Origin of the sequence: Carnobacterium viridans (assembly GCF_900102725.1) — a bacterium.
Classification (GTDB): Bacteria; Bacillota; Bacilli; order Lactobacillales; family Carnobacteriaceae; genus Carnobacterium_B; species Carnobacterium_B viridans.
Map to the genome: position 1 here is coordinate 1,127,895 of NZ_FNJW01000008.1, position 16,619 is coordinate 1,144,513.

General features: G+C 35.2%; 15 protein-coding genes. 4 read left to right on the forward strand and 11 right to left on the reverse strand.

Annotated features, from left to right (window positions below):
• Window positions 1–9: 9 nt before the first annotated feature.
• Both BLT48_RS14050 and BLT48_RS06835 read right to left on the reverse strand, forming a co-directional pair.
• The gene (locus BLT48_RS14050; RefSeq protein WP_089976492.1) at window positions 10–429 is read right to left on the reverse strand and encodes a hypothetical protein; all 420 of its coding nucleotides are present in this window, start codon (window positions 427–429) and stop codon (window positions 10–12) included.
• Window positions 430–1,575: 1,146 nt separating this feature from the next.
• A complete protein-coding gene (locus BLT48_RS06835) occupies window positions 1,576–2,445 on the reverse strand; it encodes a manganese catalase (protein WP_089976499.1) in 870 nt (289 codons plus the stop codon).
• 422 nt (window positions 2,446–2,867) lie between these two features.
• Between BLT48_RS06835 and helD the strand changes: the two genes are divergently transcribed.
• Complete coding sequence (helD, locus tag BLT48_RS06840; protein WP_226776570.1) at window positions 2,868–5,114, forward strand: RNA polymerase recycling motor HelD; 2,247 nt, start codon at window positions 2,868–2,870, stop codon at window positions 5,112–5,114.
• Window positions 5,115–5,164: 50 nt separating this feature from the next.
• Here the strand turns inward: helD and BLT48_RS06845 are convergent, their stop codons facing one another.
• On the reverse strand, window positions 5,165–5,584 hold the full coding sequence (locus BLT48_RS06845) for a pyridoxamine 5'-phosphate oxidase family protein (RefSeq protein WP_089976502.1): 420 nt from the start codon (window positions 5,582–5,584) through the stop codon (window positions 5,165–5,167).
• A 174-nt stretch (window positions 5,585–5,758) separates the two neighbouring features.
• On the opposite strand from BLT48_RS06845, the gene BLT48_RS06850 reads away from it, so the two are divergent.
• On the forward strand, window positions 5,759–6,622 hold the full coding sequence (locus tag BLT48_RS06850) for a PPK2 family polyphosphate kinase (protein WP_089976504.1): 864 nt from the start codon (window positions 5,759–5,761) through the stop codon (window positions 6,620–6,622).
• Between the two features lie 155 nt (window positions 6,623–6,777).
• On the opposite strand, the gene BLT48_RS06855 is transcribed toward BLT48_RS06850, so the two are convergent.
• Window positions 6,778–7,425, reverse strand: coding sequence for an NAD(P)-dependent oxidoreductase (locus BLT48_RS06855; protein ID WP_089976508.1), 648 nt, complete (start codon window positions 7,423–7,425; stop codon window positions 6,778–6,780).
• A 269-nt stretch (window positions 7,426–7,694) separates the two neighbouring features.
• Between BLT48_RS06855 and spxA the strand changes: the two genes are divergently transcribed.
• Complete coding sequence (spxA, locus tag BLT48_RS06860) at window positions 7,695–8,099, forward strand: transcriptional regulator SpxA (protein ID WP_013711643.1); 405 nt, start codon at window positions 7,695–7,697, stop codon at window positions 8,097–8,099.
• Between the two features lie 278 nt (window positions 8,100–8,377).
• Here spxA and BLT48_RS06865 read toward each other — a convergent pair whose 3' ends face one another.
• The 7 genes from BLT48_RS06865 to BLT48_RS06895 form a co-directional block, all read right to left on the reverse strand.
• Complete coding sequence (locus BLT48_RS06865) at window positions 8,378–9,043, reverse strand: DUF6320 domain-containing protein (protein WP_089976512.1); 666 nt, start codon at window positions 9,041–9,043, stop codon at window positions 8,378–8,380.
• Window positions 9,044–9,048: 5 nt separating this feature from the next.
• A complete protein-coding gene (locus BLT48_RS06870; RefSeq protein WP_035020362.1) occupies window positions 9,049–10,458 on the reverse strand; it encodes an alcohol acetyltransferase in 1,410 nt (469 codons plus the stop codon).
• A gap of 38 nt (window positions 10,459–10,496) precedes the next feature.
• Complete coding sequence (locus tag BLT48_RS06875; protein ID WP_244885811.1) at window positions 10,497–11,456, reverse strand: alpha/beta hydrolase; 960 nt, start codon at window positions 11,454–11,456, stop codon at window positions 10,497–10,499.
• Window positions 11,457–11,569: 113 nt separating this feature from the next.
• The gene (locus BLT48_RS06880; protein WP_226776569.1) at window positions 11,570–11,887 is read right to left on the reverse strand and encodes a DUF2512 family protein; all 318 of its coding nucleotides are present in this window, start codon (window positions 11,885–11,887) and stop codon (window positions 11,570–11,572) included.
• Between the two features lie 145 nt (window positions 11,888–12,032).
• Window positions 12,033–13,442 carry an ISLre2 family transposase gene (locus tag BLT48_RS06885; RefSeq protein WP_089976515.1) on the reverse strand — a complete coding sequence of 470 codons (1,410 nt, stop codon included), beginning with the start codon at window positions 13,440–13,442 and terminating at the stop codon, window positions 12,033–12,035.
• A 158-nt stretch (window positions 13,443–13,600) separates the two neighbouring features.
• Window positions 13,601–14,107 (reverse strand): cysteine hydrolase family protein, encoded by a 507-nt coding sequence (locus BLT48_RS06890; RefSeq protein ID WP_089976519.1) that lies wholly within the window; start codon window positions 14,105–14,107, stop codon window positions 13,601–13,603.
• A 96-nt stretch (window positions 14,108–14,203) separates the two neighbouring features.
• Window positions 14,204–14,707, reverse strand: coding sequence for a YflT domain-containing protein (locus BLT48_RS06895; protein ID WP_035020367.1), 504 nt, complete (start codon window positions 14,705–14,707; stop codon window positions 14,204–14,206).
• A 224-nt stretch (window positions 14,708–14,931) separates the two neighbouring features.
• Here BLT48_RS06895 and BLT48_RS06900 point away from each other — a divergent pair, with 224 nt between their 5' ends.
• Window positions 14,932–16,569 (forward strand): peptide ABC transporter substrate-binding protein, encoded by a 1,638-nt coding sequence (locus BLT48_RS06900; protein WP_035020369.1) that lies wholly within the window; start codon window positions 14,932–14,934, stop codon window positions 16,567–16,569.
• Window positions 16,570–16,619: the final 50 nt, after the last annotated feature.

The window sequence follows — 16,619 nt, forward strand, 5'->3', positions numbered from 1 at the left end:
TAGTATACTTCAAGGAGCGAATCCATAATATAAAATTTCAAAGATAGGTTGTCCTAGTATTAAAATTCCAATTAATGCACCTACATAAAAAAATTGAAAGATTATTTTCAATAAGGCGAACTGATCTTGTGAGCCTATTTTTTTTAGTCCATACCATGCAAAAATAACTAACTGGGGTATAAACAACACAAAATATGAAATATTAACAAATGTAGAAAAATTTGCATACACCTGAAATCCTACATCTCGGCTAGTCATTAAAAAAATAGATTCTCTGAACCAGAGAAACAGAAATGATGACTGAAGAATACATGCCAACATAGTAAGACTATAATTAATATACTTTTTTTCTTTTCTGATTAATAAATAAATACTTCCAATATAAATAATTCCCACTACGATAGCGTAGAATGGTTGCATTGCAAACAAGAATACCGCCTCTTTTCTTTAGCTAAATACTATTACTTTTAGTCAGTTATGTTTAACACTCATGTTCTGAAAAATAGTTCTATTTATGTAAAGTAGTGTAGTCCTAAAAAAATATTGATCTCACTTTTTTTGTTTATTTTTTGTGACAGCTATAATAATCATAAGAAAACAAAAGATTGATAAACCTACCCCCATTTAAAAAACCACCTTCTACTTTATTATTTACTGATCTTATTTTTTTTAGATAGTAATGAGAAAACACCTAATATACTACTTACGAATACAATAATGTATAATTCTTTATACGTAATACTAATGATTGAATTGTTTCTTACAAAGAAATAATTGTATAAAATTAAAAGAAGAAAAAAATTTGCCATAAAGTTCGATGTTTTTTCAAAAAAAATTTGTATCATATTAGCGTAACTTTTCTTCATATGTAACCATCCTCTCCTCTATAAAAAAATCTTACTTTGTCTCTATATATTATCTCTTACTTTAATTGAAAAGTAACGCACTCATTTAGTTAGATTGAGTACTCAATCTAACACTACAGATAAAAAAATTTGGCCAATTAAAAAGTAGTCGATTTTTTTTGATTAACAAACTGTATTTAGTGCGTGTTTTAAAACTATTTCGTTAATAGAAAAATAGCCGCGATGTAGACAAAGTTCTTTCGTGTTTTTCTTAGGTGGAATGGTGTAGGTCCCTTTATGAGTGTTCACATAAGTCCATATGGCCACCACTGCTTTTGCCGATGTGTTGCAAAGTGCCAGAATTTTACCCCTTTTTCACCGGCACTTTGTTGGTGCGCCGTTACAACGGTTAAGTCAATACTCAAATTTTCGTAATCCGCCTCACAATTTAAGGTTATAAAAAGAGATTCCAATAAACCGGTATCCTGCCATGCAACACCGATTCTAGCGATCCATAAAACAGCATTGAACATCAGTCAGTTCATAACGTTCGCTACTCATCATGATCACTCCTGTTTTCTTTTATTATAACGGAAACCAGATTGGTCTTATTAATAATCAGTTTTCAAGCATATCCTAATATAAAAACTGACCTCCAAAAGTTTAGATTTTACTCTAACTTTTGGGGGTCAGTGCCTTTTTTTCCAGTTTCTCGAAAAATTCTATTTGATTATTTTAACTCAGGATCATTTTCGATAATTTTTCTTCCCTCTTCGATTATTTGATCAACATCTGTATTTCTCAATTCTTCAGGTCTTGGGTTACTAACAGGTTTTTCAGCCATGGCTTTTCCTTCTTCATACTTGAACGGTTGTCCATCTCTGGCTATTTTGCCTTCAACAATTTCTCTAGACTCATCACCTTCAGAGAAATTATAAAGTGTATGACTGAATTCCGAATGTTGTAAATCAGCTGTACCATGAGGAACTACTACCCCATATTTCTCTTCCAATTCTTTCGCTGCTTGCATAAATTGCAATTGGTGTTGAGTCTCACGCGCCATTAAGAAGCTCAACATATCGCGAACTCCTTTATCCTCTGTCAAATGGTATTGACGAGTAACTTGCAGTCGTCCCATAGATTCACGAGTAATATTGAAACGCATGTCAGCCAGCAAGTTTCCACTTGATTCCATATATGCAGCTGTCCAAGGGTTACCATTAGCATCTTGAAGGCTAGCACCTAAACCATTTACAATAGCATGTTGTGGATTCATACCGCCCATTACTGCGGCAATGGCAGGATCTCCACCATTATAAACGCTCTCTTGAATATTTAAAGGGGCATCGTCCAAAAGATGAGCAATCATCGTTGCGAGCATTTCAATGTGTCCAATTTCCTCTGTCCCCGTGTCTAATAATAAGTCTTTGTATTTTTCGTTTCCAGGAGTACTTGTATTCCACCCTTGAAATAAATATGCAGCCATTCCGGTCATTTCACCCCAGTGGCCACCAAGATTTTCTTGCAACCGACGTGCCATTAAAGCATCTGGTTTATCGGGTAGAGCATTATACTGTAAAATTTTCGTGTGCTTAAACATAAAATTCCCTCTTTCTATATTTTTTTTAGCAATGTACTTTTAAACTCACGATTAATGTATCACATTTATATAGCGTTTACAAAAACCTGCTCAAGCCTTACTTCTTTTTTTAAAAGAGTGATAGTTCTATTTTAATGTTGGGTGATGGCATAAAAGATTATCTAGAGACTCTATCAATTAGAGTACACTCTAAGCAAAACGTTCTCTTTCAAAATTTTCTAAATAAAATTTATTTTAACGCACCATAAATGAATGTATCTTTTAAATAGTGTATAGTCTTTTGTATAATTTTTACTCTTTAGAATAGAATCAAAACCACTTATAGCAATCAAGCTTATTGGGTGGTATACTGCTAGTTGCGTTAAAAATGAGTTGAATAAATTTTTCTTTATTTTTTCAGTTTTCGAAAGGAGTTTTTTTCATTGAAAGATAGCCAATCTATGGAACAACAACGCGTCCATACCGTTGTTGAAAAGATTCAACTTGAATTGGATCAATTAAAAAAAACAGTTAAACACGACAGTGCTGAACAAAAAAGACGTTTAAAAGAATCCGGTGAAATTAAAATCAATCAAGGTTCAAGCGAAAGCATGTGGGAATCAGCCGGAGAGTTACGGGCAGTTGAACAAGATTTAATGATCCGTAGTAAAACATTATTAAAAAACCAAAATCGAGTTGTGGCTTTAGAAAAAATGGTAGAGGATCCCTACTTTGGACGAATTGATTATGAAGATGAATTTGGACAAGAAACTATCTATATCGGTATCAGTTCTGTCTTTGATGAATACGACCATTTAGTTGTCGATTGGCGTTCACCTATTGCTTCGCTATACTATGAAGGCAATGTTGGTGACACAATTCCTTTGAATATTGGAGAACAAAAATTAGAGCTTTTGATTGAGTTGAAACGTCAATTTTTAATTCGTAAGGCAAAAATCATTCAAATGTTGGATACAGATAATGTAATGGGTGATCCATACTTACTTGAGGCCCTAGAAGATAAATCCGCTTATCAAATGAGTGCCGTTATTTCGACACTTCAAAAGGAACAAAATCAAATCGTTCGAGATATTTCGGCTAAAATCACTTTAATAGAAGGTGTTGCTGGATCTGGGAAGACCGTTGTGTTGATGCAAAAGATTGCTTATCTACTTTATACTTTTAGGGATCAATTAAGAGCATCTGAAATCATTTTGTTCTCACCCAATAAAATTTTTCAAACGTATATTTCACAAGTATTACCTGAATTGGGTGAAATGAACGTTACCAGTCATACTTTCCCTGAGTTCATGAATCAAAAAGTTCCCAAATTCACCCTTATTTCTAACCAAGATGAAGAATTATCTAAAGTGACTTTACTAAAAGGAAGTCTTCAATTTTCAGTCGCTTTAAAACATTATACAAATCAATTGAAAATGAACTACATGCGTTTTGCTTCTCTATCTTTTCAAGGTGAGATTCTTATTTCAAAAGAGGAAATCAAAGAGCTCTTTTACCGCATTGAAAGCAAAGGTACTTTAGCCAGCAAATTAGGACTTCTTCAAACACAATTACTGCAAAAAATAGAGCAGCTCAAAAGAACACAACGAACGTCTAAATGGGTCGAAGATGCGATGCTTTCTATGTCTGACAGTGAGTTGCGCCAACACGAAAGTGAATCAAAAAATGAACAAAAAGCTGAAGAAACATTGATCGATTCAATTATGGATGCAGCTTATTCACCAGTAATTAAAAGAATCAAAAAATTAGCTTTTATTCGCTACCAACATCAATACATTCATTTCTTAAAAGCAGTACCTAAATTGCTTTCTCTAAAAGAATTCTCAATTGATGAAGAGATGTGGTCAGAACACATCCAACAAGTTGTAACGAACATGGCTCATAAAAAAATGGTATTAGAAGACCTGGATGCTTTTTATAGCTTATTCCAATTGATGCACGGTCCCATCAGTAGTACTAAATTCAAATACATTTGCCTAGATGAAGTACAAGATTTCTCTCCTTTCCAATTGCAAATGCTGAAAGATTTTTATCCAACGGCTAATTTTGTTATGAGTGGTGACTTAAATCAAAATATTTTGATGAAAAGAATCTCTTTTAACGATTTAGATACCATCTTTACTGGAAATTCTTTTCAACGCTATCAGTTGTTAACAAGTTACCGTTCTACAAATGAAATCACTCAATTCGCAAATCGCTTTTTAGAAGAAAAAGCTGCTGCTGAGTCGCCTTTTCGTGAAGGTAAAAAACCAGAATTGATTTTAACAGCTAACAACGAGCATTATTGGGATTATCTAAAACAAATAGTTTCTGATAGCCAAATAAATGGCTTGCGTACAGCTTTCATCAGCAAAAATTACGCTGAAGCTGTACGTTTCCATGAAGAGTTAACAACCGCTGGGATCGACAGTAGTTTAGTACTAAAAGATACGGATAGCACTCATCATCCAGTTATTGTTATTCCTGTACAATTAGCTAAAGGACTAGAATTTGATGTTGCTTTCGCACTTTTTCATTACTCGGATCATTCTTCCGCTACTAATCTATCTACTGCTTATACCATTTGCAGTCGTGCTATGCATGAGTTGTATGTCATGGCTCCTGATCTTCAAGATCCATTAGTCAATCGACTTGAATCAGCTGATTATCACTTAGCCGAACTGAACTAAAAAAATGAGACCGCTAAGCACAATGCTTAGCGGTCTCATTTTTTTAATTTTTAATTTAAATCGACTGAAATAATTTCAGAATCTTTTGTTCCTCTCAGAGTAACTGTATCTGGTTGAATTTTTAAAACTGTAATATTTGGATCATCTTTCCCGTCAAAAATTGCATTCATATACGGGCTCCATAGGTGTTCAATTAAAGATTGGTCTTCAGTAATGGAAACCTGACCTGCTATTTCAACATATTTATTGTTCAATAAACCTGTATCGTATCCGAGTAAAATAAACGTATAAGGATTTTCTTCTAAATCTTCTACTTTATCTGTCCGTTTGTCGGTCAAAGTGTAAAGAATGAATCCTTCATTAAAAAAGGTCATGTAACGAGATACTGGTTTATTCTCTGAGACAGTAGACATTGTTCCAATCTTATTCTTTTCAATAATTTTTAAAGCTTTATCACGCTCATCAGCCATAAGTGCATCCCTCCATTTATGGTTTAATTATGCCATATCAGATGTTCTTCTTCAAAGAATACGATTTCATTTACATCTGATCCTATTCTTTTACTCTCTTTACTAAATATGACATACTGGAATCAGAAAGACAGTAACCTAGTAAAGCACTTACTACAATAGGAGGAACTTAGGATGGATAGTTCAAAATACCGCATCACCCCAAAACAAACACCAATCAAATTAGCTGACTATCCTACAACCGACAATAAACAACTCAGTGAAGATGAATTACAAGACAAGTGGATCCCAGAAAGTATAAACAAGTTACAAGACTTACATTTAAAACTTCATGCAGAAGAAGAAAAAGGCATTATGGTTGTTCTGCAAGCAATTGATGCTGGCGGTAAAGATGAAGCAATCAGTTTTATTTTTTCTAATTTAACAGCTCAAGGATTGAAGACTACTTCAGTAAAAAAACCATCTGAAACTGAAGTCAAGCATGATTACCTTTGGAGAATTCATGAAGGAAAACCTTCAAGGGGAGAAATCAGTATTCTAAATCGCTCTTATTATGAAGAAGTTATAGCACCGCGGATTCACGATGTATTGGATAATGACCCTCTTCCTGATCACTTAATCGATGAAGACATTTGGAAAGTCCGCTTCCGTCAATTAAACGACTTTGAACGGTATATGACAGAAAATGGGTTTCCAGTCATTAAATTCTTCTTCAATGTTTCAAAAGATGTGCAAAAGGATCGCCTACTAGAAAGAATGAAAAATCCTAAAAAAAACTGGGAATTTTCATTTAGTGACATCGAAGAAAGAAAACATTGGGATACTTATCAAGAAGTATTCGAAGATATGTTGAATAACACTTCCACAGATTATGCACCATGGTATATCCTACCAGCTGATGACGATTGGTACGCACGCTACATTATTAGTGAAGTCATGATAAATGTACTCGAAAAACTTAACCCACAATTCCCAGAATTCTCTGGAGAAGACCGTCAAAAACTTGATGAAAGTATTGAGTTACTCGAAAATGACTAGCCGATAACGACCTTAACACATAAAAGGAATCTTTTGAGCTTGACCGCCCATTAGGTTCCTTTTATTTGCCTATTATTGACTCTTCATCAAATAGATTTGATAGAAGAAAATAAAATTTCTTCTGGAATAAACAGGTTTGCTTGTGGAGAGCCCTATTATTCAGATTCAGATACGACCGTAAAGCGTTCATTAATGTGTGTTGCTTGTTCGATTTCATCTACGATAGCAATAGCAAAATCAGCATAACTAATATAACTTTGATTTTTTGAATTAACGATTACTTGATCTGTGCCCGTTTGATAAGTACCCGTTCGTTTTCCTGCCGCATCAAAATCTAGCGCCGGGCTAACAAAAGTCCAATTTATATCATCCGTTTGTTCAAGGTCCTCCAAGTTTTTTGCTTGATTAATCGCTGTAGGCTGAAAAAACGTCGGCAAATCTGGCGTATCCATTACCCGTAGTGTCTTATCTTCATTTAGATACAAACTGCCGGCTCCACCAACAACAATCAATCTGGTATCAGGTGCATCTTTTAAAGCTTCAATTAAAATTTTACCAAATTGTACATGTTTAACAGCTTCTTCTTGTTCCATTCCTGTACCGAAAGCATTTACAACCACATCATATTTTTTTATATCTTCTGAGGTTAGTGTAAAAAAGGCTTTTTCTACTGCCTTTATCTCTTTATCGGCCATTTTCCCCGCATTTCTTACGATAGCCGTTACTCTATGGCCTCTATCTTTTGCTTCTTTAGCAATTAAGCTGCCTGCTCTTCCTGTTGCTCCAATAACAGCGACTTTCATTTCAATGACCCCCTTTAGTTGGTTGTACTCTTTCTATCAGATTAACATACGATACTTTTTAATCAAAATTTCTCGCCTTAAAACCTTTCTTTACAAAATCATTACAGCCTTTTACAAAAATTACGTCACTTTGTCACAAAGTTGTGAACTTTATGTGACAAATAATGTTGCATTTTGTACACATCCATAGTAATATACTAGTTGTAAACGAATTTCAGTTTCATCAAGCACTTACAAATTAGTTTAATTATAAATAGGAGAGTGAAAAAATGATTACGTTATATACAACACCTAGTTCAGCTTCATGTCGTAAAGCAAAATCATGGTTAGAAGAAAATAACTTGCCTTTTATTGAAAAAAATATTTTCAACGAGAGTTTAACTATTTCAGAACTGAAAGCAATTCTACGTCTGACAGAAAATGGAACAGAAGATATTATCTCATACCGTTCGCAAGCCTTCCAAAATCTAAATGTGCCGATAGATGAATTTTCTTTATCTGAAGTTTTGGAATTAATTCAAGAAGAGCCAAGTCTGATTCGCCGACCTATTTTGATTGATGAAAAAAGATTGCAAATTGGTTTCAACGATGATGATATCCGCCGTTTTTTACCAAGAGAAGTTCGTCGCATCGATTTATTAGAAATGCAAAAACAACTTTCTCATATATCTTAAAATAAATTTATACTTAGCAAGAAAAGAATTCATACTTATTCTTGTACATGATTATCTTAAACATATACTAAAAAAAGTAATGCATTGATATTGTATCTTACTCGTCAGTATGCTAATTTTTCCGAAAAAAACAGACTCTTCAACAGGGCTTTTAAACATCCTGTTGGAAGAATCTGTTTTTTTGTTTGTGCCACTTACTTATCTAAATCGATGGTGTTGTGCAAGCTAGATGGTGCTGGTTTAAGAACTGTTTATTCTCTACTCTCAGGACCTAATGTTTAAATCATCATTCTTTTTTCCAATTCTTTCAAAACCTCTACTCGATAAAAAATAATCGTTATGACCAGCATTACTGTACTAAAACTAATAGACAGCCATGAAGGCAAAGGAGTGGTTACCCAGTCAAAGAAAAGAAATACGGCTGGTATAAAGCCTATTAAGGCAGCACATAGCAGATATATAATATAATCTCCAACTTCTATTTTCACTAATCGAACTGCAATATACATAGCAACGAGAGAAAATATACAAATCATAGGAACTGCATGAGTTGTTGACCAAGCTGACCAACCCCCTACATAGTCCCAGTAGATGCTTAATAAGGATAATGAAATAATCAAATAAAGAATGCTTTTAGCAATATTTCGTCGCTTCCGAATAATGATCAATAGAACTAACCACATGCTCACAATACCAAAAGAAATGATATTAAGACCTTTGGGTGAATGGAGCCAGAACAATTCAATAACCAATGAAATACTGATAGTCACAAGAGAAATAATCATCAATATTCGAATAACTTGTTCCTTATTAAAACGTAAAGGAATATCTGGATACGGATTCGGTATTGGTGTGCCAGAACTTTTTTCTAACGATTGATGACAAAGTGGACAAGTTGACCAATCGCCGGTAACTGTTACCTGACAGTGTTGGCAATAACTCATATTTTTCACTCCTCACTATTAATCTCACTTATCTTGTTGGCTGATATGGTAACGGGTATTCCAAGAGCCGTTAGATCTCTAACAAATTGTTTGGATATGGTGGTTTCAATAAATGGCGAATTTAAGCAGATCGATAAATGATTGTGGTGACTAATGACACAAAACTGCGGTCTGACTGCAGATGTCTGGAAATAAAATTGATGAACCTTTTCATCAATACCTGGAGGCAAATGCACCTTACCTAAGTTAGACATAGCAAATGTCAATCCTCGATTGTTAAAATAATTGATTGCTTTTAAAACGACATCCTTGATAGGACGAATGATGACTCTCGTAAAGGGGTTAAATTCATAGGCTATTAAGTTGTTCAATCGTTTTTCTAAACTGTCTGGACTAAGTTGTTGTTGAAGTTGTTCTTTGAGTGTTTTACAAATGTTAGCTAACGTTGTTTCCTCTGCAGAATCATAGGTGTATTCCAAGCGTGTAGTACTGAAAAAGTTTCGGGCTGAATTGGAATAATAAAATTGCCTTAAATTAACTGGAACGGATACGGCTATCGTCATTCCATTTTGTACAGTTGAATCTGTTTTTCGAATGGCTTCCATAAATAATGCCGTTAGATAAATCGTAAGAGAAGCTTGTTGTTCATGTGCTAAGGCCACAACAGGTTGAACTGGCATTTCCAGTTCAATTACATGCGTTCGGTTATCAATAGTACGCTTACCTTTCACATGATAAACTTTTTTTTTCTTCGCATCTTTTTGTTCAGGTGCTGTTTCATATTGGATAGCTTTTTTTCCATAACGCAATGCAAATTTTCCAACTGTCTTGCTAGCTCCTGTTAATTTCCGAATAGCAGATTGAGTCGCTTCTGTATAACTACGTTGCCCTTTCTGACGAAAATAATGAATAAAGCTATCTGTATTCATCTGTTCAATAAGATGTCTGGAACGAGAATTTTCTTCCTTTAATTCAGTAGATGGATGAGCATACCGAAGGAGAACATATTCGCTTAGTAAATCTTCAAAAAACCACAATGCTCCTGTTCCATCTGATAAAGCATGGAAAACTTCCAAATGTATTCGATTTTGATAATAGATTACTCGAAATAACAATTCTTTGCGATCATAATGATACAATTGAGAACAAGGTGGTTGTTCATCCAACATGACTCGTGGTTTAAGATCACTTTCTTCTAAGTAATACCAAAATACTCCTCTGCGCAGCACACTATGGTACAGTAGATAAGACTCAAATGTTTTATCTAGAGCTTGCTGCAAAAATTCTGGGTCTATTGAGTCTTCCATAGCTGCACTTAAACGAAAAACTTTTGTATCAAAATCAGTCATTGCTGCAAGAAAAATATTGGACGCATTATCTAAGCGGACCCATGTTTTTCTTTTGGATCTTTTCATTGTTCTCCTCCTTTCACTTGGATAAAGCTTCCCTTGAATCAATTCAAAAATTCATTTATTGCTTGATAAGTAGCTGTCACTGGAGCTGCAATTTTAGGATAGGTAATAAATCCATGCACAGCTCCTCCAATACGTTGAATGACCACGTCATTTCCAGCTTCCTTTAAAGCTATACCATACATTTCTCCTTCGTCACGCAAAGGATCGAATTCAGCCGTTATAATCAATGTTTTAGGTTGATGGGTTAAGTCCGTTGCCATTAAAGGTGAAATATAAGGATTTTTACGATTAACGCTATTAGGCTCATACATTTCCATATATTCTTGAATTTTTTTTGCGGTTAATCCGTATTCATAACCATTCGTACGAATCGACTTAAATGGCGAACTTTTGGTATGGTTCCAATAAGTTACAGGATACAGTAATATCTGTTTATTGGGAATTTGTTTTCCTCTATCTCTTAATAATAAAGAAACTGCTGCAACTAAATTTCCGCCGGCTGAATCTCCAATCAACGTGATTTGTGACGCATCTAATAAACCGCTTAATTCTAGTTGTGACATTAAGGTTTCTGCAACTTGGTAACAATCTTCCAAACCTGATGGGTACGGAAATTCGGGCGCTAGACGATAATCAACTGAATACACGACTCTTCCTGTTAGATCAGCCATATTGATACAAGCACTCGTGTAGGTATCAATATCGCCTATTACCCAACCTCCTCCATGAAAAAAAATTAAGACATCTTCATTTAATGGTTCTTTAGGGTAAAATATTCGAACCGGAATATCATGTGATTGATCTTCTGAATAAATTTTCCTATCCATTATCCGATAGCTTTTTTTAGGCTTTCTTGAAAAGAGTTGTTGTGCTTTTCTTACCCAGACATAGTCTTCTTGCATATTTATTTTTGGTGAAGATACTACCTTTAATATCAATCGAACGAATAAATTCATTGTTTTCCCTTTCACACTACACATTCTTTTTATTTTTAGCATGGGTTATTCAAATAAGATTGTCAAGTCAAACTATCCTTCTACTTTGTATGTCTTCCTAATAAAAAAGGTTTAGGATATCTTTCATCCTAAACCTTCCAATATAATCATTGAACTTATTTCATTTTTCTTTCATCTGGTACAATATCTTGTTTTAATAACCATTTATGGAAGAACCATTCTGCTCCGCCAATTAAAATAGCAGGAATCAGTACTTTCATCCATAAGTCTGTTGTGTAGTCCATAGAAGCCAGATAAATCCATAAAATGACTGCTGCTGCTCCAGAGTCTGCAATTGTAGCTGCAACGTTCCCAATTTTTCTTAAAATCATCAAGTCTCCTAGCACATAAATAAGCACGACAATAATGACCCCAACAATAGTAGAATCCATAAAGCTAACGTCATATATCCCTGTCAATACTGTTTGTGTCAAGTTTTTCTCGGTCGTCCTATCACTAAGCTATTTTGGCGTTCTACTGTTGTACACCCATCTGCTACCGCACGGCTTTGCCGCTTGCTGACCCATCTGTTTGGAGAACGTTCCGAAAAACATGGAACCTTCCCCAAACAGACGGGAATTAACGAAAACTTTTTATTAACTGCCCCATTGCTGAAGAATGAGAGGTATACAACGGAATCGTTCCTCTCTTTGCACCAACGGACTGACGTGTTTTCTGATGCAGTAAAGAGGAGACACGAACGGTTTGTTTCACCTTACGTTGTTGTCTCGTGCTTCTAGTTTGCTGGTGAAGGTAAGCCTCACGTAACGTTTGATTTAGGATCCCTTGTTTCACTTTTACCATGGCTTCACAACCGGATTCGCTCCAATGCATCCCACGTTTTTTCATGCGATACGAAATATGGCGTTGATTCGACTCAATCGCGCCTAAACCTCTAGCATCCTCTGGTACGTGTTCTATTTTTTTACGCCAATCAAAAATCCGATCCCAATTTCTTAAGATATACGTCCGGAAATTAATCAGCTTTTCTACTGCTTGGGTGTCTTCTAAGGTACTTTCATAAGTGTCCAACCAAATCGTTAAAGTCTCTAAATTATGTGTTTTAAGAGCTTGATGGATCTTCTGTTTAAAGAGAGTACTTTGTACACCAAAAGCACGATTCAAGCCTTGAGAGATGTGATATGCGTCTAATTGATTCAACACGGGATAGTTCGATTGCGAAAAAGCTTCTTGAAATTTGTCTGCGGTATAGCCTGGTCCACCATCTCTATTGGTCATAATTTGAGCGTGTTGTAACGCGTAACGAGTCGCTGTAAAAGCTTGGACTTCTGCCCAAAAACCAGCTGTCTTTTTAGTCGTCATAATGGCTTTAGGCTCCTTCAAGGAGACTCTCTTTCCATTTTTATGCCAGCCTTCATAAACAATCGCATGACGAACCTCTAAACTTTTTTTCCTTGTTGTCCCACGAACAAATACGCCATCTGCTTCGGCATAGAAATAATCGACTTTTTTTCCTTCTGGTAACGCTGCTGACTCTTCTAACTCGATCACCATGTCTTCGTCTTCACGCGCTTGTGCTTCTCCCACTCGTTTAAGGAGGCTGCCTACTGTTTGATGGCTTACCGTTACTGCTGTCCATTCTTTCAGTATTTCAGCGGTGTCCCGGTAGGTACACTTACTAGCTAACTCGGCTATTTTAACTTCTACGAGTGGACTGTGACGTTGGTGTTTTCGAATCCCCAACCACTCATCTCGTGGATAATGATTTTGACTCTCTTGATCTGCCATTAAGGTACGACGGTAACGGACAGGTCCAAAAATAAACTGGACTGTTTTCCAATCTTCTCGCTTTACTTTCCATCCTTCCTGTTGCTTTTGTTCTTTAATCGTTTGGTTTAGATGTGTGAACATCTCTCCGACTAATTCCGTGAATACTTCGTACATGTAAAGCTGAATGGATTCTTCTGTAGCGATTAAATCGCTTGATTCCTTTATTATTTCGTATACTTTTGATATAATTCTATCCATAAGAAGGCCTCTTCCATTTATGTATTTGCCGTGCAAGCATACATTTATGATAGAACGCCTTCTTATTTTTTGCTAGTAAAAAAACAATATCTTCTCGAGAACTATTTTACACATACTTTCTTAAAAGGGGTATCAGTTGTACAGAATACTCTTTTAACTTATAGGATGTTGATTTTCAAACTTTCCAAAACGTCTAAGGCTTCGTTATGCAATTTCTCAGTGGAACCTGCACATAAGTCTTTAAGCACTGTTATAGTTGCAAGCGGAAAAGAATTGTGCAGCATAATTGCATTTGATAAGACACACACATTCGTTTCTACCCCAACAAATTTAATGACTCTATCCGGATCATCTTCATATTGGTTTCTTAATTCTGCTGCATCCTCAGGAGAAATAGAATGGAATTTTTTCTTAATGGCTTTATGGTTTTTCAAGGCCTCTTTTAATGAATTAACTAATTTCAATCCCCATTGCTTTTCTTCATCTGATCGATCATCGTCCTCTAATTCATGCTGATTTAACGTATAATAGACGGGTTCCCCCTTTTTTTCTTGTTCTTGTATTTCTTTAATTATTTTTGGTACTAATTCTTTAGCATTTGTAACTGAAAGGATTCCTTTATCTTCATCTACAAAATCATTTTGCATATCAATCACAAAAATCATTTGATTTCCTCCCTTTTATAAAGTGCCAAAAGAGCTATACGATTTGTGTAACTCCATTAGGTATTAAAGAATTGACTATCTAGTGATGACTACTGATTATCCTGGTGGTAGAGTGGAATCATTAAAATTATCCTTCTCTGGGTCCTCTTTTGTTGTTCTAGGGTTCACCCCGACACCCGGAATGATAGGAATTGATCCGTATCCTGAATTCGTATTGCTTCCAGCCGGTGCAATAGGAATAACCTGCTGTTTTCTATCCTCATCCTCGTGATCTGTATCATCATCAATAATCACTACATATTCCCCATCTTTTATGGCCTTTGTGTATTCTTCTGTTTGTTTTTTACTAAAGTGATACTTTTTAAGTGGACTATCTTCTTCATTTGAAAAACCGTGTTTTACTTTTTCCCATACAGAAGATGATTCCTCTGTAGTATCAACCGTTTCAACCTCTGCTATGGTTAGACTTTTAATCGCTTCGATTTTTTCTTTTTTTGCCACTACAGTAATATTATCTGACCTGTAACCTTCTTGTAGCAATTGTTCAACTTTTGCTGTTGTTTCTTCAATTGTAGAATAAGCTGCTTGAATTTTTTTCATCTACTTTCACACCTTCCATTTTTGCTTTCTATTTCTTATATCATATCAAATAAAACAAACGCTTCCAAAGATAATGCTTTTTGATTTTTTAATCTGGTTTACCGATTGGTTCGTTAGTTAGTTGCAATCGTTACTCAAAAAAAGACTTTACATGATATAATAAAAGAAAAAATCAAATTGGTATAGAAAAAAATTCTATGCTTTTAAAGAAAAGAGTGTGACATATGAAAAGAACAGTTAAACAATTTAGTTTCTTAACACTTGCTTCCCTGGCAGTGTTAAGTGCATGTGGAAATACAGGACAAGAAAATACTGAAAATACTGGTGAAGAACAGCAAATATTAAATTTAGCTGCCGAATCAGAAATGGATACGATGGATACCACGATATCCACTACCAATTTCACACCTATGAACAATGTCTTTGAAGGATTGATTACTTACGATCTAGAGGGAAATTTAGTACCTGGAAATGCAGCAGCTATGCCTGAAGTATCTGAAGATGGCTTAACCTACACTTTCACTCTTCGCGAAGATGCTAATTGGTCAAATGGAACTCCTGTAACAGCTGATGACTTTGTTTTTGCATGGAAAAGAATGGTAAATCCTGAAAATGGTTCTGGATATGCTTACTTATTTTCGGGAATCATTAACAATGCTGAAGCAATCCTAAACGGTGAAACACCTGTCGATGAACTAGGAGTAGAGGCTGTTGATGATAAAACGTTAAAAGTAACATTAGAAAAACCTGTTCCTTACTTTCTAGATGTCTTGACCATCCCCTCTTATTTTCCACAAAATGAAGCTTTTGTAATGGAGCAAGGCGAGAACTATGGTCTGACTGCAGAAAATGCTATTTATAATGGTCCTTTCACACTAGTGAATTGGGATGCTGCTTCTGGAGATTCTTGGAAGTATGTAAAAAACGATGACTATTGGGACAAAGATACTGTTATATTAGATGAAATCAATACTCAAGTCGTTAAAGAAGTTGGTACAGGACTTAACTTATTTGAATCTGGCGAATTAGATTCTATTAATTTATCTGGCGATTTCGTCGCTCAGTATACAGAAAATCCTGATTTTAAAACGAATGGCAAAGCATGGATTAACTATATTGAAGTGAATCATGCCGTTCCAGAATTAGCGAATGAAAATATCCGTAAGGCGCTAACTTATGCCATCAATCGTCAAGGTTTTACTGATAATGTTCTCTTAGATGGTTCTCAGCCAACATTTGGACATGTTCCGAATGGCTTAGCAAAAAATCCTGAAACAGGCGTTGATTTTCGAGAAGATGCTGGAGATGTCGTGGAATACAATGTAGAAACGGCTCAAGAAGCATGGCAAGCTGGTTTAGATGAATTGGGTACAGAGAGTATTTCATTAGAATTAACGACTTCTGATTCTGAAGACAGTAAAAAATTAGCTGAATTCCTTCAAAGCGAGTTACAAAACAATTTACCTGGTTTAACGATTGATATCCGTCAAATGCCAGATAACTCTAGATTAGACAATATTAAGTCTGGCAATTACGAAATAGCAACCTCTTACTGGTTAGCTGATTTTGCAGACCCTATTAATTTTGTTGAACGTTTTGATACAGATATTAATCGCGGAAACTATTCATTTGAAAACATTGATGCGCTCATCGATCAAAGCAATCAACAATACGATGATGCCTTAGAAAGATGGAACACTCTAATCGAAATTGAAAAAGTTGCTTTAGGCGAACATTATGTTCATGTTCCGGTTTATCAAACAGCTGAAGCTTATCTTGAGAAGCCTTATGTAAAAGATATTTATCGTCCAGTATTTGGTAGTCGAAGTTTTAAATATGCATCTATTGATTCTACAAAATAAGTCTAACTAAATGAAATCCAGCGAAAACAACTCTTGTTCTAGAAAGAACA